Source organism: Fulvivirga sp. (assembly GCF_040218215.1).
Lineage (GTDB): Bacteria > Bacteroidota > Bacteroidia > Cytophagales > Cyclobacteriaceae > Fulvivirga.
Genome location: NZ_JAVJQL010000012.1, coordinates 16822 through 38252, shown reverse-complemented (window position 1 = coordinate 38252; position 21431 = coordinate 16822). Strand labels below are relative to the sequence as shown.

Here is a 21431-nt window from a genome sequence, read left to right as displayed (position 1 = left end):
GAATCGTTTGTATTTTTTACAAAAATCGTAAATTACCCGGATGAAAAATAAAATAATACTTTGGTCTTTAACCGTAGCACTCTCTGGATTCCTTTTCGGTTTCGATACTGTGGTTATTTCCGGGGCTAACCTTCCCATAAAAGAGTTATGGCAAACCACACCATTCTTTCACGGTACATTTATCATGTCAATGGCCCTTTGGGGTACAGTAATCGGTTCATTGTTTGGAGGAATACCTACAGATGCTATTGGTAGAAAAAAAACCCTCCTTTGGGTTGGGATATTATATTTTGTGTCAGCCGTGGGATCAGCATTGGCTCCAGACCCTTACTTATTTTCATTTTTCAGATTTATCGGGGGTATCGGTGTTGGGGCCTCATCTGTAGCGGCACCCACTTATATTTCAGAAATCACTTCCTCTAAAAACAGAGGCAAGTTTGTGGCGCTTTATCAATTTATGATAGTATTTGGGATTCTCATAGCTTTCATTTCCAACTACCTCTTAAAAGGAGTAGGTGGTGAAAACGACTGGCGTTGGATGCTCGGTGTAGAAGGAATACCTGCCTTTATCTTTTGTGTTATGATATTGGGAGTTTCCAATAGTCCAAGATGGTTGTACCTGAAGAAAAAGGATGAAGCTGGAGCTTTAAGGGTTCTGAACATTATAGATCCAGCAACGGCACAAGAGCGCCTTCAGGACATTAAAAATGATATCCAACCTGATGCCCAGCACAGCAATTTCTTTACTCAGAAACATTACCGACCTATCATGTTGGCATTTTTAATCGCCTTCTTTAATCAATTGTCGGGTATCAATTTTATATTGTATTATGCACCTGAGTTGCTTGAGATAGCGGGTCTGGCCGCTAAAGACTCTTTATTCAATTCTATCTCCATAGGAGGTATAAATATGCTATTCACCTTTGCCGGCCTTTACCTGATTGACAGGATTGGGCGTAAGCAATTGATGTATATTGGTTCCATCGGTTATATTATAAGCCTGGTACTCACGGCCTATGCCTTTTATGCTGCCATTGACCCTACCTATTTATTAGTATTCATCTTGGTGTTTATTGCTTCTCATGCTATTGGGCAGGGAGCGGTTATTTGGGTGTTTATTTCAGAAATATTTCCCAATCAGGTTCGTGCTTATGGTCAAGCTCTAGGTACGGGCACCCACTGGGTTTTTGCGGCACTTATCACATTATTAACACCAATCTTCATTGACAGGCAGGATGGAATTTTTGGGGACAATCCATGGCCTGTATTTGCATTCTTTGCCTTTATGATGGTGCTACAGTTGCTGTTTACCTGGAAACTAATGCCAGAAACCAAAGGCAAAACATTAGAAGAACTTGCTAAAGAATTATCACCATGAAAAGAATAGTACTAGGATTATGCATTATAGCTGCTGCTTGTGCACCAAAGAAGGAAGAGCAGGTAGTAGTTGAGGTTGAGAATACTGCGTATTACGGAGAACAGCACCGTTTGCAGTTCCATTTTTCACCAGAGGCACACTGGATGAATGATCCTAACGGGATGGTTTATTATGAGGGGGAATACCACCTTTTCTATCAATATTACCCTGACAGTATTGTTTGGGGACCTATGCACTGGGGCCATGCTGTAAGCACTGATATGGTGAGCTGGGAACATTTACCCGTAGCGCTTTATCCTGATGATTTGGGGTATATCTTTTCTGGTAGTGTTGTGGTTGATAAAAACAACACTTCTGGGTTAGGTACGGCAGAGAATCCACCATTGGTGGCCATTTTTACCTATCACCAACCTGAAATGGAGAAGGCAGGCAAAATAGATTATCAGTATCAGGGAATTGCCTACAGTACTGATAAAGGCCGTACATGGACTAAATATGAGAATAACCCCGTGCTGCCTAATCCAGGCATCAAGGATTTTAGAGACCCTAAAGTATTTTGGTACGAGGAAGGGCAGAAGTGGGTCATGTCATTGGCTGTGCTGGATCATATTACTTTCTACTCCAGTCCAGATTTGAAATCATGGACTAAAGAAAGCGATTTCGGCTTTGAGTTAGGCGGTCATGGTGGTGTTTGGGAGTGTCCTGATTTGATAAGGATGGGTGATAAATGGGTGTTGCTGGTGAGCATCAATCCTGGTGGACCTAACGGAGGTTCTGCAACTCAGTATTTTGTTGGTGACTTTGATGGTAAGACCTTCACTCCACAAGATCAGGAAACCCGCTGGATAGATATGGGAAGGGATAATTATGCAGGTGTCACCTGGTCAAATGTACCTGAGGAAGATGGAAGGATTTTGTTTTTGGGTTGGATGAGCAACTGGAATTATGCCCAGGTAGTGCCTACAGAGAAATGGCGTAGTGCCATGACGGTGGCCCGAACTTTTGAGCTTAAAGATAAGGATGACAAACACATATTGACTTCTTATCCTGTCAAAGAGCTGGAGCAACTTAGAGGAGAAAGCATGACTGTAAATTCCTCAGGTACCAAAGTTGATTTGATGAAGAGTGGTTATGAACTGGCAGATATGGATTTAAATATCAGCACAGAAGCTGAAACGCTGGGACAGTTTGAATTACAATTTTATAACAACAATACTGACACACTAAGATTTGGTTATTCAAAAGAGCGTCAGTCATTCTATATCAATAGAGATGAGGTAGGTAATAATGATTTCTCAGAAGAGTTTAACGGAGATCAACTGGCACCATATGATTTAGATGCTAAAGAAATGCCCTTAAGGGTACTAATGGATGTGGGCTCTGTGGAGATTTTTGTGAATGGTGGAGAGCTTGTGATGACCTCACTATATTTTCCTGAATCACCATTTACTAATGCCCGATTGGTTACAAAAAACCCTCAACCAATAAAGGCAGAGGGTAATATTTACAAATTAAAAGGAATTTGGAATAGGTGATTAATAATCACCTAAAGTTTCTTCTAACTGGCCTAAAGCATCTGCTAATTCCTCATCACTAGGAGGGATGCCATGCCATTTGTGTGTTCCTACCATAAAGTCAACTCCATAGCCCATTTCTGTGTGCATGAGGTTTAATACTGGTTGACCTTTACCGGTCAGACTCTTAGCTTCTTCTATTTTTGAAATCAATGCTCCTACATCATTACCTTGACTTTCAATAACTTTCCATCCGAATGCTTCCCATTTAGCTCTTAAGTTACCAAGACTCATTACTTCTTCTGTAGAGCCATCAATTTGCTGTCTGTTGAAGTCGATGGTAGCTACAATATTGTCAACTTTGTGGTGTGCAGCATACATAGCCGCTTCCCATACCTGACCTTCATCCTGCTCGCCATCACCCATAAGCACAAATACAAGATTGTCGTCATTGTTCAATTTTTTGGCCTGAGCTGCACCCAAAGCTGCAGATAAACCCTGTCCTAAAGAACCAGATGCAATTCTGATTCCTGGAAGGTCTTCTTCTGTAGCCGGGTGACCCTGAAGTCTTGTGTTCAGCTTTCTGAAAGTAGATAGCTCATCTACTGAAAAGTATCCGCTTCTCGCCAATACACTATACCAAACCGGAGAAATATGTCCGTTTGACAGGAAGAAAAGATCTTCTCCAATACCATCAGGATTGAAGGCATTGTCATGCTTCAGAATATGAAAATACATTGAAACGAAATACTCTGTGCAGCCTAATGAACCACCAATGTGGCCTGACTGAACGGCATGAACCATTCTTATAATGTCTCTTCTAACCTGTGAAGCTATTTTCTTTAATTCCGGGATGTTTGGAGTAGTGCTCATCGATAAATGTTTAATGATGCGAATTTAAAAATTATCGGGGAAGTAGGAGCGTAATATTGAAAAAAACGAAAAGTCTGGCTTAATTATAACCAGACCTTTCGTTAAATGCTTATTTTAAAATCTGTGCGGTATGATCTTTAGTTTTTACCTTTTCTATAATTTCCTCAATTGTTCCATTTTCATCAATAAGAAAAGTAGTTCTGGCCGTACCCATGTATTTACGTCCATACATAGATTTCTCTACCCAGGTGCCATATTTTTCATGTATCTGTTTTTCAGTATCTGCCAGCAGCTTGAAAGGGAGGCTTTGCTTTTCTATAAATTTTTGATGAGACTTTTCAGAATCAGTACTGACGCCCAGCACTTCATAGCCAGCCGACTGTAGCGCCTGATAATTATCCCTAAGATTACATGACTCTGCAGTACAGCCTGGAGTATTATCTTTTGGATAAAAGTACAGAACCACTTTTTTGCCAGCATAGTCCTTCAAAGAAACTGAATTCCCATCCTGATCATTTACATTAAAATCGGGTGCTTTATCACCTGCTTTTAGCGCCATAGTTATTTAGTTTAAGGTGTTTGAATATTCATTTATATTGCCCTGCATGTCTTCCACTAAAAGCTTAACAACTCCGGTAAACGGTTTGTTATCATTTAGCTTTTCTGACCATATAAGAGCGCGTTTACTGTCATAGTTCATCAATACCCATTCGTTATTCACGTAACATTTAAATGACTTGATGCCCGACAGATTATCGCTTATTTTAAATCTTAAGCTGTTAGAACTTAGTGTAAGAGGTGTGACCTTAGGCGGTATTGTATCCGATAGTATCGTGTATTTACCAAAACTCCTGGTCCAGAAGCTGACTTTATCAGCTTCCCAACTACCGCCTTCAAAGCTTTTGTAACCATTGTCATACACAGAGTAGATGGCATATTTACTTTTTGGGTAATGACCTTGTGGCTTCAATGTTACCTTAATAGACTTCCTTAAAGGAACATAGGTGCTACCAATTTCAAAATATTCTTGCTGATCTACAGTGTCTAATTTATAGTCTGTTTTTAAATATAAGGTGTCGAACAATGAGTTTGAGGGAAAATAGATGTCCAAAAACTTGTTGTAGTATTTATAATCCATTTCATGAGGCACCTTGTCTTTAAAATTATAGGTCTTGAAGGACTTGTCAACTTGCAGCACCTTGGGTATTTCCCTGCGCATGTCATGGAGGTAAATGCCAGTATTGTTAATAAAATAGTCAGGAACGGTTGAAGTTCCATTGAGCATCACACCGTTCTCGGTCTGTTCTTTTGGTATTTTATATACAAAAGTGTTTTCTATTACATCGATATCATATTTCAGGTTGTCATAGGAGTAGAGTGATTCTGGAAAGTCTTTGCCAATGATTTTAAATGTCAGCATGCTTTCATTACCATAGGCATCTGTCATTTTTATAGTTACTGGAAGCTCTTGTCCAACGGTCACTTTTATTCTGCCCTGATTTTGATCTGTAGTATAGAAATTTAGCTTATTGCCATCGTCAATGTAGAGCTTATGATAACGCGTTCCCGTAAAATGAAGGTTCTCATAACTCATATGTTTAAGAATGTTTCTTTGCTCGCTAAAAGAGAAAGACTGTATGTCATACGAGTACACCAACTTATCATTGATGTTCATTTCTAAGGTGTTTATTCCGCATCTAAATCTGGAGTTGTCCAGCTTGTCATAGGCATATAGCTGAATACCAATTTCTCCTTTGGCGTGTATAGGTTGATCTATCACATAGTTGTTGCCTACCCGCCTGGCGTCATATGTCATTTGTCCAAATTGTCCATCAACCCGCGCATTCTTGTTAAGGGTGCTCACAATTATTTTTTCTGCCAGCGGAGGTGTGTTGTCAAGAATCTCTTCAAATCCATAGTTAAGGGGATTCAATGGGTTTTGATGCTTATCTCTAATATCATAATGCAAGTGCGGGCCTCCTGAAGAGCCGCTGTTGCCAGAGTAGGCAATAATATCTCCTTTTTTTACAGGAAACAGATCTTTTTTTATCATCAGGTTCTGCTCAAAACTCTCAGATTTATACTGCTGCGTACGAATATAGTTGGCCAGCTTACCATTAATCCTGTCCAAATGGGCATAGACTGAAGTATGGCCATTGGGGTGCAAAATATAAATGGCATTACCATATCCTGAGTTGGATATAGCTACGCGCGAAACGTACCCATCTGCAGAGGCATAGACTGGAAGTCCAATGCGCCCCTCAGTTCTTATATCTATACCCGTATGGAAATGTGTGGACCTGAGCTCACCCATTGTGCCTGCAAGCGTGTTACGCTCACCAGGTTTAATAGGAAACATGTAATATGATTCTTTAGCGATCTCACCTGGTGCCAGCTGACCCGATGCATTTATAAAAGAAAGTGTTCCAACAATAAATATCAGGTTACTTAATATGTACCTCCAGCATTTTTTCATCCTCTATGTATCCCTCCAATTTTTGGCCAATGGCTATAGGCCCCACACCCTTTGGTGTTCCTGTAAAAATTAAATCTCCTTTCTTCAAAGTAAAGAACTTTGAAAGGTAAGACACCATATAATTGAAATTGAATAGCATCAAACCTGTATTTCCCTGTTGCTTCACATCACCATCAACTTGTAATGAAAAGTTGATATTGTTTAAGTCTTTAAATTTCTTAATGGAGACAAAGTCGGAAATAGGGGCAGAGCCATCAAACCCTTTTGCTATGGCCCATGGAAGACCTTTCTCTTTAGCCTTTTGCTGCAAATCCCTAGCCGTGAAGTCTATTCCCAAACCTATCTCTTCATAATATTTGTGGGCAAATTTTTCATCAATATTTTTACCAACCTTACAAATCTTCAATACCAATTCTATTTCATGATGTATATCATTTGAGTAGTCCGGATAATAAAAATTTGCTCCATTTTTTAACAAGGCTGAATCAGGTTTTGTGAAAATAACGGGCTCGTCAGGCTTTTCATTATTTAGTTCCTTGATATGTTCAGCATAATTCCGACCTATCGCTAATATTTTCATATAAATTATTTAAATTCTCTTTTGAGAAACAATACAGCACCAAATTGTTATTGATTCAAAGTATTTTTTATAAAATTGACGAATCTTTCGCGAACATAAAATTTGTAGATATGAATAGTAAAATAATTTCCATCTTAATGGTGTGTCTTTTTGTTTTTAGCTGCTCCACAGTGCCTTTAACAGGAAGAAAACAACTCAGCTTAGTGCCTAACTCAGAACTATTGCCCATGAGTTTTGATCAGTATAAAACGGTAATGAATGAAAGTAAAATGTCATCGAATGCCGAGTATACCAGAATGGTAAAGAATGTAGGGGCCAAAATCTCATTGGCGGTGGATACTTATATGCGCCAGAATGGTATGGCCTCACAATTGGAAGGATATTCGTGGGAGTTTAATGTTATCGAGGATGATGTGGTCAATGCATGGTGTATGCCCGGAGGTAAGGTAGCTTTCTATACAGGTATTATGCCTATATGCCAGGATGAGAAAGGCGTGGCCGTAGTGATGGGGCATGAGGTAGCCCATGCCATTGCCAACCATGGTAGTGAGCGTATGAGCCAGGGGCTAGTTGCTAATGGCCTATTAGGTGGGGCTTCTGCCGCTTTGGGTCAGAATCCTACACTTACAAATCAGATATTACTCCAATCCATAGGTATGGGCTCCCAACTCGGGATGTTGAAATTTTCAAGAACCCATGAGTCTGAGGCCGATAAAATGGGATTGATATTTATGGCCATGGCTGGGTATGATCCTAGAGAGGCACCAAAGTTCTGGGAACGAATGAATGCCAATAGTGGAGGTAGTAGACCTCCAGAGTTTTTATCAACCCACCCTAATCCGGATACAAGAATTGCTGATTTAAATGCCCAGATGCCAGAGGCGCTGAAGTATTATAAGAAGTAGTGAATTGAAATGTAATTCAAACATTAACTAAAAAGGTTCAAGCTAAAACTTGAACCTTTTTGTTGAAACTGAATTCATTAACTACTAAAACTTATAATAATTAGGGCACTCTACATTACCATGAATTTTCCTAATACGGAAACGGTAGTTGAGCATAAACTCATGTGTACCGTTAGAAAACTGGTTGATGTCTGATGTAGTCCAGTCATAAGAATAGCCAAAATTAAACTGGTCGCTTAGTTTTAAATCAATATAAGTAATGAGTGCATCAACATTTCTATAACTTACGCCAACACTTAGCAGCTCATAAAAGACCACTCCGGCATTAAGATCGATACTTAATGGAGAACCTTCCTGCGCACGTACTAACAATGAAGGCACCAACTGAACAGTTTTCATTCTATTTAATGGAAGGGTGATGCCTCCGCGTAAATAATAATATCGTGCCGACCTGATATCATTTACTGCATTTTCGAGGTCAACATTATCAAAACCACTGTTGAGAAGGAATGGCACCGAGAACCCTGCAAAAAATAAATCATTGCTGAAATATGCCCCTACACCAAAATTAGGTTTTATTTCATTGCTAACATTAGAAAATGATTGGTCAGCCTGGTTGTCTAAGTTCAAATCGCTGAAATCTGCGTTTATTAAATTAAAACCTGCTTGTACGCCCAAAGATAACTTTCCTACAGGTGACTTGATGATAAATGCATAGCTCCCATAAAGGTTTTGATTGTTATAACTGCCTATTTTGTCACTGGTTACCAAAAGTCCTAGTCCAACTTTTTCTTTGGCTACCGCTGAATGGATACTAAAAGAAAAGGTCTTTGGGGCACCATCAAAATTTACCCACTGGTTTCTGTACATTGCCGTGGCACTCACCTGTACATGGCTACCTGCAAATGCTGGATTTATCACCAATCCGTTAAAAATATACTGCGAGTACACAGGATACTGTTGTGCGGAGAGATTAAAAGAAACCCCTACTAAAAAAATAAAACCAAATAGAAACCTCAGGTGCTTGCTTTTAAACATTTCAGCTAAACTAGTTAACAATTTCTAAATAACCAGACAGTGCTTTGGAACCATCACGCTTATCAATAACATAGAAGTAAGTGCCATCCGGTAAATTGCGTCCCATTGGATTAATCCCTTTGTTAGAAGACCCATCAAACAGTTTTGCAGAGTTGTCATAACCTTCTTCTTCAAAAACCAGTGTACCTGCTCTATTGAATATTTTAACCACATTTTGAGGGAAGTTTTCTATACATTCAATTTTGAAGAAAGCATTCTCATTATCACCATTTCTTGAAATACCATTAAAAGGATTTACTTCGGTGCCTATTGTTACATCAGCTTCAGCAGAGCATTGTTGAGCTGTTTGCACAACAACATGATACATACCAACAGGAACTTCGGTTAAGTTAGGCCCAACAGCTATGTCCACATTGTTAGACAAATCAGTCCAAATCACTTCATCAATTTCAACCTCATTAGTAAGCCTCATGAGCGCATATCCATTATCGTTATTACAACTTGCGTTGCCTATTTCAAATTCGAAAGCCGGGAAGACCAGAATTTCCTGAACTTCTCCGGTAACTGGCTCTGATACACATCCAGTAACAAGACTAGTAGCAGTTACTGAATACAAACCTTGAGCAAGGTCTTCATAAAATTCCCCTGTATTTTCAATTGTTGAAGAAACAGTTGTTCCCAAATACCAATCAAAAGTGTAGTTGCTGGTGTTTCCATTAACCGCAGCCGATAACGCGCCATTGTCAATAACACAATGTGTGTCATTGGCAATTAGTGTAACATCAGGATTTGGTACTGGTTCTATATCAGATGATATAGTGATAGTTTGTTCGTTAAAGCAATTTGTCAAATTGTTTGTAGCCCTTACAGTATACTCTAACGCTTGCAATCCGAAAAACTCAGTTCCTGTATAGACAGGTGTTCCTGATGTATTTGTCCCTTCAAACCAGTCAAAAGTGTACCCGATAAATGAGCCATCAACAGATGCACTGGCTACACCATCAGCTTTAGTAATGTCACAAACAGTGATTGGGGCTACTTCAGTAGCTATCACATTTGGAATAATTTGCTCATTTGTTACAGTTACTGTAATAGTGTTCTGGCAGAAGGCATCTGAAATGTCCGTAGCTACAACAGTGTAATCACCAACATTAAGTCCTGTTACATCTTTTCCAGTGCCAATAGAAGCGCCAGACACATCCGTCCAGATGTAATTGTAGTTATTACTTCCTCCAGATGTTACAGTTGCAAAGACAGTCCCATTATTATTAGAACAATCCGTTAGTGGAGTGGCAGAACCAGTCAGGTCAACCTCTGAAGTTTCCAAAACAAGCTCGTACGTTTCTGTACTCCTGCATAAAGTAGTATTATTGGTGACTTCAACAGTATAGTCACCGGCTACCAGGTCTACAATATTTGCATCGCTTACTAAAGGTGTGCCTGTAGCCGAGGTTCCAGCAAACCAATTGTAACTGTATGATGCACCACCACCACTTGCTTCTGTGAAGAGTTCCCCTAGAACATTGTTAAGCTGGAGACATCTGGTAGGGTTTTGAAAGTCAAGAAGGGTTATTTCAGGGTCATTGAAAGTTTCATCCTCAACTACAAATTCCGTCTCACTAGAACATCCATTAGTAGGGTTTATAGCAGAAACGAAGTAGTTACCCTGAGGTAGGCTACTTTCATCAGCCGCAGCACCGTCATTGTCTGTCCATGTAAAATTATAGCTTCCTGTGTTGTCAATACCATCTTCAAAGGCAATAGCAGTTGCTGATCCATTATTTAAGCTTCCATCAACAAGACAGTCTACAATGTTAGTTGCTGTTACATCAACAGTTGTTAAGGGAGAACTGTCAATTATGTTCACTTCGGTTATTGAGCTACATCCCAATGAACTCGTGCCATTGACATTTGAAGTTACTGAAACTGTGTAAATGCCAGATTCTAATGCATTGGCCTGCAAACCGGTCGCAATAGGGGTGCCCACTGTGGTTTGTCCTGCATACCATTCGATGGTAAAGTCAGCAGCATTCACTATTCCAGTTCCATCCAGATCTGTTATTTCAGCAAAACCGCTATGAGCGATACCTAAGGTGTTATCACAATTCAAGTCATCTGTAACCCCAGTTACAATAGTTGGGTTCGTTACCGAAGTTTCAATAGTAGCTCTTTTTGGAACAGAACTACAATTATTGAATCCTACACCAGTATTTAATGCAATAACAGTGTACTCTATTGAACTCAGTGTATTCGAAGAAAAATAATCTGTAGGCACAGTAACACCTGGGGTTGCGTTTATCGTTTCTACCGGGGTTTGTGTTAAATCTGTTCCTTCATACACTTCTATTATAAAGTCTCCATGATCTAATGTCTTAGTATCTAAATTAATTTGAAGCTGACCATTTTCCGGAGAACACTGGTCTGCATCAATGGGTGTTAAGGTTACTGTATGTAGATTGATAAATTCAAGTTCAAATTCATCAATCGATTCGCAGCCTGTATCAAGATCTCTTGCAAGTACAGTATATACCCCAACCGAAATGCCGGTGAGTGCATCTGTACTGACTCCCGTCACTGTCCTCAAAGGTGTGCCTGTAGCATCAAATCCATTATACCATTCCAGTTCAAAACCTGAAGTGTTTCCAGCCCTTGAAACCTCAATCGACAACTCGCCATTATTGGCGTTACAGTCAGAAGGGGGCACTTCTGCAATTTTATTTTGATTAATGTTTATGGCAGGAGAGTTGTCCAAGATAGTTACAGTAACTGGAGCAGCATTACAACTTCTGTTATTATTTACTGCTTTAAAAGTGTACTCACCAGGGGCAAGATTTGATAAAATGTTGCCCGTTTCAGTAAAATCAGGAGTAGCTTTTACTGATGGCCCATCATACCAGGAGAACGTATAATCTGCCGGAGTATCAACACTTACAGATGCCGTTATGCTTCCATTGAAAGGGTTACACTGAGTAACATCTGTTTTTGTGAATGAAAGGGTTGGAATAACCACGTTATCTACAATAGTGGCTTCATCTGTAGTACTACAGCCTGTAACATTATCAGTTAACCTTATCGTATATATTCCTTTTGCCAGATTTTCGACAGTTGCTCCCGTTCCGACTAAATTGGCATTGTTGGTATTCTGCCCTCTAAACCAGCTAATTGTAAAATCACTTGCAGTTCCTGGAAAGGTAACACTTACAGAACCATTTGGTGATGAGCTGTTACAAGAGTTCATTTCAGTACTTGATGTACTTGATATTACCGGTGCAGTTGTTTGGTCTATTGTTACGGTAACAGGTAAGGATGAGCATGAAAACGCGTCATTTGTTGCAACTACAGTATACTTCCCTTTATTTAAAGTATTTACGGTTGCTCCTGTAAAGTCAGGAGAGGGTTTGACACTCGTGCCTCTATACCATTTAAAGGTAAATCCAGTGGTTACTCCACCAACATTTGCACTTACCGAACCAGAGGTGGCATCAGAACATACAATATCAACTGCTGTAGCTGATACAACGGGTATATTAGATAAATCCTGCACTTCTTCAGATTCAATGGTTTGACAGCCCGTTAATTTGTCTGTTACAAGTACGGTGTAAATACCAGGGTCTAAGTCAGTGGCAATATTGCTTTTACTAATTACTAAACCACCACCTACTGTATTTCCAACATACCATTCGTAGTCATAATTAGCTGCTGGTTCACCTCCATTAACGACAACCTGAAGCTCACCATTAGGGTTCTTACAATTGTCAAAAGATTGATTTTCAGTTATTGCACCTGTTACTGTTGTTGGAATGTCATTGATTACAACCTGAACTGTATCTGAGTTACAAAATGCAGTTTTATGTCTGGCATATACAGAATAAGTACCAGCAGTTAGTCCTGTGTAAATAGCTCCAGTAAAATCAGCTGTACCAGTAGCATCTGTACCATTGAACCAGAAAAAATTGTAGTCTGAAGTATTTTCGGCCCCTCCAACTAGTCTGAAAGCTCTTGCTGATCCATTAGGAGGGACTGAACCACCAGAACATGTGATATTATCCGTTTTTTCGGTGGATAGTGGAAATGGATTAGGATTTACAAGACCTGAAACTATATTGTTGTTGTACTCACATTCAAGAATGTTGGTATTGGGTAATGTAATAGGACTTGGAACTGTTGATCCATCGTCATTTAATACAACAAACAAGGTAAATGGAGATCCAGGCCCGGTCACTTCCAAGTTTAATGCTGTTTCTACCTGGCCAACACCTAATTTACTTAGGGTTAATATTTCAGTTCCTAGCTTGGTAGCCCCGGCTAGAATAGGGTTGCCGTTGTAGAAAGTTACCGGCACATCTCCAGATAATTCAACGTCACCAATATTCTCATAGTCGAAAGATATGGTAAACTCTTGATCGGGGCAGTCCGGTTGATTAATTATTAAAGAATTATCAACTATGGCCAAGTCAGGCGCTGCATAAGTTGGGCAACCTTCGGAATTTAAGAAAGGTGATTGGTTTAGAAAACCATTTAACGGCCTGTTAGGGCCAACAGTACATGTTCCTGTAGACCACACCAAATGATGGTCCTGCTGAACTCGCGGAATACTTAAGTCATCATTTACATTGACATTAAAATACCCATGTTGATTCCATAACCTACGGGCGGGCACCCATGGTTCTCCTCCTGACTTAAACACTCTGACTTGTGAATTTTCAGAATAACTTAAGTCATTGAAATTATTCCAGGCATCTGTGTCATTAGTACCACAAGGCACACATATTTCAGTAGATCCATCGGCATCTACGTCAGCAACTATAGGGTACTCAACATTAGTTCTTGAGATACATCTTTGTTGTGTAAATACTGTACCATCATCACCTTTAATGATATATAACCACTGTTCATCTCTATATACAACCTCGGTTTTACCATCGCCATTAAAGTCAAATAAAGTACAGCCTGTATAACCTGAAGTTTCTTCGTTAATTACTACTCTCCAGAATAAATCCCAGTTTTCATCTAAGGCATATAAATATCGGCCAGAAACAAATGAAACATTTAACTGGCCATCTCCGTCCATATCGCCAATGTTTAGCCTTCCTGTGCCGCCTTTCCATCCTTTTAAATAATCGTCTGAACCGGTTTCTGCATTAGTAAGCGGGTCATTAAATGTTTTGACAGTATTGTTTTGAACATCCCAGAAAAATACGGTTGTAATTCCGTTATCATCTTTTCCTGAGACAATTACATCCAGAAATCCATCTAGGTTATAATCGGCAACACTTGTGGCATTTTCTCCGTGCTTAACAGCATAGGGGATAGGCATAGTTGCAATCTCCGTTAATGAGCCAGCATCTGCTGTCCTTGATCCAAGATTCACACTATATATTTTGCCACCACTCACCAGCTCCAATTTACTGTCGCCTAGAATATTGACCGCTACAGGGCCTCCATTAATGTTATCCCAATTGCCATCATTTCCCTTAACTAGTCTTGTTCCATTTACGGGGTCTCTAATTTCATCCTTATAGTACATTTCGACTTTGCCATCCTGATCAAAGTCAGCATAGCCCAGGTGAACAGGATCCTTGTCTCGATTTTCCGATTTCCACAATTCATTTAGATTACAGTCAAGGGCTACTATTCTGTAATCACCACCGTTGTAGTCAACAGCAAAGACTTCACCACAATCATCATCCTCAACATTGGCCATGGAGATTCTCCATCTTGGGTTATCAACTGTTGCTGTTGCTTTTACACTTCCGTCATTCCCATTTAATAGGAAAACCTCGTCTGTATATCTGTTTTGAGTAGCTATTTCTGGTATTCCGTCCCTGTCAAGGTCACCAATGGCTATTCTACCAATATGATTGGCAGATTTATTTGGAGACTTAAAATCAAGGGTTAAAGAAAAGGCTGGAAAAGCTGATGGAACTGCTTCACAGGACGCATCATTTCCGGTATAAAAACCATCACAAGTACTGCTGTTGGCACAATCAGGGTCAAAACAGTCTATAAACCCATCACCATCATTATCAATACCATCATCACAAATCTCTTGCGCCTGTGATACCATTCCAACTGCTAAGACAAATGCAGAAACAAAAAATAACTTTTTCATAAGCTAGTCATCAAGTAAGATATAAACGAGAGCAACTTAAATAATGGATTTTGTCATATTGTAAGTGTTCTCTATCTTCTTAATATTATAAGGTGTTATAAAGGTAACATGACATGTAATAAAATCTGCATTATTGAGTTACAAAAGAAATCATATTATTGATTTTCAATCACTTCTATTCAGTAACCATTCTAAAAAGTGTTCATTTAAGTAAGGTTATAGTTCCTGATTTTACAATTTCGTCCCCCGTGCATTTTATTAAAAAATAATAGACACCTTCCGGTAAAACCTGTGAATTTGACAGGCCATCCCAATCGTTATTATAAGGTTTTGCCTCATAAAGTTTGTTTCCTACCTGATCGTATATTTCCACACCACAATCAGGGAATTGCTCTATATTATCCACAATCCAATATTGACTGCTGGCATCTCCATTAGGGGAGAAGAACTTTTTTGGTTTTAGTATATCTTCTGGGTTTTCCTGAATTACTATAATTTCAATTTGAGCTGTGCCTTCGCAGCCGTTCTGGTCACTGCCTGAGACTGTATACAGTGTTGTACTATTCACTGTTGCTACCGTCTCAGAACCGATGGCGTTGGTGAGGTTGGAATCTGGTGCCCAGAGGTATTGTGATAGTCCAGTGGCTGAAAGTGTTACTTCAGTGCCCGGCTTTACATTATTTTCTGATGCATTAATAGTTACTTGTGGGGCTGGGAATTCAGTAATTTGAATTTCATCAGTTCCTACACAACCATTGCTATCAACAACATCTACCGAAAAAGTACCACCTTCAGAAGCAATAATAGATTCTGAGGTTTCTCCGGTATTCCATTGATAACTGGAAAAATCGGTTCCTAATGACAGCTCAAGTTCGTCTCCCTCACAGATTGCACTTCCTTCTGCCAGGATTTCAATATTGAGGTTTCCGTTTATGGTTATTGTTTTAGTTAATGATGCAGAGCAGTTAAGCCCTTCATATGAAACTGTTAACTTAACATTGTATGAATTGGCGTTATTGTATGTGTGAGATGGGTTTTGACTGGTAGACGTCTGACCATCACCAAATTCCCAAAGGTAGTTGGCACTTTGTGCGTTGTCTGTTGTTGAAAGGTTAGTAAATGCCACAGCGCTGTTGGTGCAAGCTGAAGCTGGAAAAGAAAAATCCACAATAGGCTCATTAACGATATTGATTACCTGCTCATTGGTTTTAATAACGGGGCAACTGGTATTTACCAAGTCAGTAACCTCAACATAATATGAGCCTGAGCTGGTAGGAGAGAATGTAGTATTGGTTTCTGAGGCGATTGAACCATTTTCATTAAACCATTGATAGCTAAAATTTGAATCATCTGGAAAAACGCTAAGGCTAATAGCGTCACCATCACAATAAGACCCTGAACCTGATTGTGATGAAAAGAAATCAGGGGATTCAACAATTTCAACTATAGTACTTTGGGTTTCTACAAGACAGGTTCCTGCATAGATATCCAAATAATAAATACCTGCATCTTCAGATTTGAAATCTGTTAATTCTGCATTAATTCCAGTATCAGTAAAGCCGTTAGGGCCACGCCATTGATATTCGGTTGCACCAACATCATCAGAAGTAAGTGTCATGGTGCCACCTATACATACGGGGTTATTATTGGTTATTACAGGAGCAGGAAGAGAAGCAGCAGAACCTATAGTAACTTCTACTTGACCCGAGGTCTCGGAGCAAGCCCCACTTTCCATTATAATAGTTACTGTGTAATTACCGGATGTTGTTGCGTCAATAAAGTTATCAGTGCTGGTTTTTTCTACCGTACCATCCCTTCGCCATTCAAAAGTAGCACCTGCTATCAATTGAGTCTCTAAGCGGGGCTCATTTCCTGCACAGGCATTTAAAGGCCCAATTGGTGTAATTACAGGTACTACGCACTTATTGTTTCGTAGTATTGAAATTTTTGATGCCGCTATGCCTTTACTCTCATCATCAACACTCGTAAAAATTAAATCTGGTTTACCATCACCATCAACATCTGCTGATCTTATATTTCTGTTTATGAAAGTTGAGGGCAAATCTGCTTTTTGAAAGTCATTAGAGGAGGCAGAGTTTCCATTAAGCACATTTACTGAAAGGCTGGCTCCAACAGTAGATACGGCTAAGTCTTTTATCCCATCCCCATCCAAATCTCCAAAATCAAATCCCCATGGCCGCTCATTGACTGGCAGGTTCTGCACTGACGAGAAAGCGGGAGTGCCACCAATTTCAGCAGTTTGATTAGTAAAAACCCCCATCGCATTACTTAAAAAAAGGCTTGTGGTTATTTCTGGCTTTTGATCTCCATTTAAATCGGTAACCTTGATATTAACAATTGTTCCAGGGGTATTGATTTTTGTAAACCCTGTGAAGGAAAACGTACCTGCGGTGCTATTATTTGTGGCCAAGAAAACACCACCATTATCGGTTAGAAATTGGCTGGTAACAATGTCAGGCCTTTTGTCTCCATTAATGTCTTGAACATCTATGCCAGAAGTACTGGTTGCACCTGTTACTGTTAAGGTAGTAATACTCGATGAAAACGATAATGACCCACCAGTGCTGGAATTCTTTACTAAATAAACACTGTTCTTGGATTGATCCGTAACAATGAGATCTGGTTTTCCATCCAGGTCAAGATCATTTACTACTACATTGTTAACTGTGGCGCCAGTGATGGTTATTGTCTTTATAACAAAGGCAATTGAGGCTAAGGTGCTAAAGTTTTCCAATAAAAAAATTCTATTACCATTATCTGCCTGGGTTAAAATTACTTCAGGTTTACCATCTCCATTTAGATCTGCGCACGTTGCATTGAGTGTAGTAGCGCCTAATTCTATGGGTGTTTTGCTAAAATTGAGGTTAGTAGGGGTACTAAAGTTTCGCAAAATGGTTGCTTTTGTATTTTTTGTATTGGCACCAATAATGTCATTCAGTTGGTCGCCATTTAAATCACAAATGCATAAATCAAAAAGCCCGCTTTCTGCGGCAAAATCTGCTTGTGCATCAAAATTAGTCGGATTTATACCTTTTGTTCCACCATAAGCAACATAAAATCTATCATTAGAAAAAGCACTGAGACCAGTAGAAGGGTTTAAAACAGAAATATTTTCGAAACTTCCTCCAGATGGAACAACGGCCTGAATCAATTGATTTGAGGAGTTTACTACTGTGCCTTCCACTGAACCAAAAAAAACACGGCTACCTGCTTCAAAATCAAAACCTTTAATATCTACTACCTGACCGGGATACCCATGATCTGGGCTAACAGATTTGACAGACGGTATTTGAGCATGCAAAACACCATTACATAGTAATGATAGCGTAAGTATCAGTGAAAGATGTAGGTGTTTATTTTTCATTTGTTATTCATAGCAAAATGGTTCGATATGTAACCTAATTTTCGATTGTGATAATTTTAACATTTTTGAACTTAGTCAGCTCTTTTACTGCTTTCAGCTCTTTGTTTGCTTCTTTACTAGACTCTGTTTGATAGATATATACATAAAAAACCCTGTTGTTCTTGTTATAAAAAATGTTTGTTGTTAGATCTTGTTCCTCTTGTACCATTCTAACAAAATTGTCTGCACTATTGAAATCCCTAAATTCCTTAATAACTACATAAAAGACTTTGCCACCTTTTAAACTTTCATTGGTTTGTACATCATCATGAGAGAACCTGGCCTGATGTGTTTCCGTCTTTTGTATGGTTCTTAAGATAGGTTTGCTTCTTGCCAGTTTTTTTCTCTCACCAATATTAAGTCCTATTTGAACTTCATGAGTCCCCAAATCAAAGCCAGAAACAAAATTGCTTGATGGATCATAAGCGTAAGCAAATGAGAAGCTTTGAAACTTAAGCCCAAGAAGAGCTGAAAATCCATAATTTAATCTATACGAGCCCCCCACCCATAAATTATCACCTAAATCGAGTGTGCCCACTACTTCAATCCTTTCATCAACAAGCTTGGAGTAATTATATAATGCATATAGCTGTAGAGGTGCATAGGCATTTTCAACGGCCACTCTTCTTCGTACACCTTTTTGTTTTTTAGTGACAATTTTTTTCTCCAACGGTCTCTTGAAATATGCCATTACAGTTACTTCATCAAATGGCGAGAAGGCAGGTGTTTCAAAACTTTGTGGGTTAGCAAATTCAGGGTTGAGCAGTTTTGGTAATGCTACTCCCAGATTAATGCCACTTTTAGACCTGAACTTAACGCCAAAATTTGCCAGTGTTTGAATATTGTCATTTTGTAATTCTATTATGGCGGGATCGCCAGGGTCATCAACTTCATTGATATCTATGTTGTTAGTAGTAAGACCTCCAGATAAACCGAAGTGAAGGGTGGATTCTTTGGTAAGGTAAATGGTGTAACTATAAGTAAGCAGGGCATCTGTGGTTGTTAGCAGTCCTCTTTCATAATTTCTTATGTTTACGCCAATCGCAAATTTTCTATAGTCAAAAGGGGTTTGAAAGCTTAAGGTGGAAGCAACAGGTGCCCCGTCAAAGGCACGCCACTGCTGCCTGTGATTGAATATCACACTTGTGAACTCATTAGATCCAGCTTCGGCAGGGTTGTAGAAATATGGATTACTATTAAAGTGATTATAGACAGGGGTTTGTTGCCCATGAGATTTGTGTGAACATACCAATACTATAATCAATAGTATACTAAAAAAATTGCCCATTTTGGTTTAAAATAACTGTCGTTATAAATAAGCCAACGATATCAGTTTAAAAAATATATTCTTTTCTTATTGCAATATATTCAATTTGAAGCTGAATTGTAAACATGATTGCCCTAAAGTAAAATTAATAGGTTTTAAAAATTCTTGAGATTTTACTCTTTTAACTATCTTAGTATTTACAGTTGGCCCATTTTTTAATTTAACGCAGTGCATATTTTATGATTAACAAGGGCGTATTCATCATTTCAAGGTCTTTTTTAATTGTGTTTTTTAGCATTCTCTATGGAATCAATGAGAGCTATTCTCAGCTTTTAGTAGGAGCAAGAGTGGGTGGAGGAGTTTCATGGGTGAAGCATGAGACGGATTTAAATAAGGATGAATTTACTTCGAAACCAGTGCTTGCCTATAATGTTGGCTTGGCTACAGCCATTAAAGTAAGAAATCGTTTTTTCCTTCAAACGGACATTTTATATGCAAGAAAAGGCAAGTATATAGAGGGGGTTGACGATCCAAACCTTGAAAATAAGGCTTCCTATCACTATTTATCTGTACCGATAATTTATCGGGTGGACTTTAAAGGAGCTATTAGCGATTTGGACTTTAAATGGTATGTTGGAGCTGGCCCAATAATTAATTATTGGATGTCAGGCAAAGGAACATTAAAGTCCAGTGAGCTTGATGAAAATGATATAGATGTGCTGGATTATGGACTAGAATTTAACTATGATCCTGACTTGCCTGAGGATATGCTTTACATTGTAGAGCCAAACAGGTTTCAGTTTGGACTATTGTTTTCTGCAGGTACCGTATTTGAGCCTCTTCCTAATAATTACATTGTGGTAGAAGCAAGGCTTGAGCTTGGGCACTCTTATTTAGCTGACGGGCAAGGAGAGTTTCCGGATGTCTTGGGTTATGTAGATGATCTCAGGGTCCGTAGCAAATCACTTCAGTTGTCGGTTTCGTATTTATTTGATACACAGATATCGAAACGCAAAAAAGGCAAGAGTAATTACAAAAAATAGGTCACATCTTCATATTCCTTAGCTTAATCTCCGTAAGCTTGCGTTTGGTGTCTTGAGGGAAGTCACCATTCATCATCCAGTTGTAATAATTAGGTTCTTTTTGCAGAACATCGGTTACAGGTACATTTCTGTGTTTACCAAAATTAAATACTTCCAGACCTTCATTATTGAAAATCATTCTTCCTGCCAGGTCTACCATGTTTGATGACGTTAGCTCATGAAGTACAGACATATCATTTTTTATTGTTCCAATACTTTTTCCAAGGTTGTCAACCATTTCCTGACCATCATATTTAGCCACTTGTGCTTCTAGTACGTCTAAAGTGGCGATAGTATCTGCCTCCGCGCTGTGTGCATTGTCCAACGTTTTACCACAGTAGAATTTGTAGGCCGCTGATAGTGTCCTCTTTTCCATCATATGGAATATCTTCTGGGCATCTATCAGTTTTCTTTTTGAAACATCAAAGTCAACATCAGCCCTTAGGAATTCCTCAACGAGCAAGGGTACATCGAATTTTAAAATATTGAAACCCGCCAGATCAGAGCCTTCAAGAAACTGTGCGAGGCTTTTTGCAATATTTTTAAATGCAGGGGCATCCTTCACATCTTCATCATAGATACCATGAATAAGGCTGGTTTCTATAGGTATGGGAATAGTAGGATTGATTTTATGGGTTTTGATAACCCGCTCACCATTTGGCAAAAGCTTGACAACGGATATTTCCACAATTCGATCCTGAACTGTATTAGTGCCTGTTGTTTCAAGGTCAAAAAATGTAAGCGGATTCTTTAGGTTTAATTTCATTCAAATAAGTTTTGCT

The 21431-nt window shown here is 39.1% G+C and carries 13 protein-coding genes; 4 read left to right on the top strand and 9 right to left on the bottom strand.

The genetic code is table 11. From position 1 onward, the window contains the following. Positions 1–40 precede the first annotated feature (40 nt). Both RIB54_RS06305 and RIB54_RS06300 read left to right on the top strand, forming a co-directional pair. Complete coding sequence (locus RIB54_RS06305; protein ID WP_350099810.1) at positions 41–1378, top strand: sugar porter family MFS transporter; 1338 nt, start codon at positions 41–43, stop codon at positions 1376–1378. Beyond that, on the top strand, positions 1375–2913 hold the full coding sequence (locus tag RIB54_RS06300; RefSeq protein WP_350099807.1) for a glycoside hydrolase family 32 protein: 1539 nt from the start codon (positions 1375–1377) through the stop codon (positions 2911–2913). Before RIB54_RS06305 ends, RIB54_RS06300 begins: the two co-directional genes overlap by 4 nt. Here RIB54_RS06300 and RIB54_RS06295 read toward each other — a convergent pair whose 3' ends face one another. From RIB54_RS06295 to RIB54_RS06280, 4 genes are all read right to left on the bottom strand, one after another. Further along, positions 2914–3765, bottom strand: a complete 852-nt coding sequence (locus RIB54_RS06295; protein ID WP_350099805.1) for a transketolase — start codon at positions 3763–3765, stop codon at positions 2914–2916. It lies immediately after the preceding gene. Positions 3766–3874: 109 nt separating this feature from the next. Next, on the bottom strand, positions 3875–4324 hold the full coding sequence (gene bcp / locus RIB54_RS06290; RefSeq protein ID WP_350064910.1) for a thioredoxin-dependent thiol peroxidase: 450 nt from the start codon (positions 4322–4324) through the stop codon (positions 3875–3877). 6 nt (positions 4325–4330) lie between these two features. Beyond that, positions 4331–6241: a M23 family metallopeptidase gene (locus RIB54_RS06285; RefSeq protein ID WP_350099803.1), complete on the bottom strand. Its 1911-nt coding sequence runs from the start codon at positions 6239–6241 to the stop codon at positions 4331–4333. After that, positions 6210–6821 (bottom strand): fumarylacetoacetate hydrolase family protein, encoded by a 612-nt coding sequence (locus tag RIB54_RS06280; RefSeq protein WP_350064906.1) that lies wholly within the window; start codon positions 6819–6821, stop codon positions 6210–6212. The genes RIB54_RS06285 and RIB54_RS06280 overlap by 32 nt, the downstream gene beginning before the upstream one ends. A gap of 110 nt (positions 6822–6931) precedes the next feature. On the opposite strand from RIB54_RS06280, the gene RIB54_RS06275 reads away from it, so the two are divergent. After that, complete coding sequence (locus RIB54_RS06275; RefSeq protein ID WP_350099801.1) at positions 6932–7726, top strand: M48 family metallopeptidase; 795 nt, start codon at positions 6932–6934, stop codon at positions 7724–7726. Positions 7727–7810: 84 nt separating this feature from the next. Here the strand turns inward: RIB54_RS06275 and RIB54_RS06270 are convergent, their stop codons facing one another. The 4 genes from RIB54_RS06270 to RIB54_RS06255 form a co-directional block, all read right to left on the bottom strand. Then, positions 7811–8764 carry a PorP/SprF family type IX secretion system membrane protein gene (locus tag RIB54_RS06270; protein WP_350099799.1) on the bottom strand — a complete coding sequence of 318 codons (954 nt, stop codon included), beginning with the start codon at positions 8762–8764 and terminating at the stop codon, positions 7811–7813. Positions 8765–8774: 10 nt separating this feature from the next. Then, entirely contained in the window at positions 8775–14876 is a 6102-nt protein-coding gene (locus tag RIB54_RS06265; RefSeq protein ID WP_350099797.1) for a T9SS type B sorting domain-containing protein, read from the bottom strand. A 202-nt stretch (positions 14877–15078) separates the two neighbouring features. After that, a complete protein-coding gene (locus RIB54_RS06260; RefSeq protein ID WP_350099795.1) occupies positions 15079–18261 on the bottom strand; it encodes an FG-GAP-like repeat-containing protein in 3183 nt (1060 codons plus the stop codon). Between the two features lie 34 nt (positions 18262–18295). Continuing rightward, positions 18296–19588 carry a PorP/SprF family type IX secretion system membrane protein gene (locus RIB54_RS06255; RefSeq protein ID WP_350099793.1) on the bottom strand — a complete coding sequence of 431 codons (1293 nt, stop codon included), beginning with the start codon at positions 19586–19588 and terminating at the stop codon, positions 18296–18298. A gap of 218 nt (positions 19589–19806) precedes the next feature. Between RIB54_RS06255 and RIB54_RS06250 the strand changes: the two genes are divergently transcribed. After that, positions 19807–20610, top strand: a complete 804-nt coding sequence (locus RIB54_RS06250; RefSeq protein WP_350099791.1) for an outer membrane beta-barrel protein — start codon at positions 19807–19809, stop codon at positions 20608–20610. A 1-nt stretch (position 20611) separates the two neighbouring features. Here the strand turns inward: RIB54_RS06250 and RIB54_RS06245 are convergent, their stop codons facing one another. Continuing rightward, positions 20612–21415, bottom strand: a complete 804-nt coding sequence (locus RIB54_RS06245; RefSeq protein WP_350071805.1) for an exonuclease domain-containing protein — start codon at positions 21413–21415, stop codon at positions 20612–20614. Between the last annotated feature and the right edge of the window lie 16 nt (positions 21416–21431).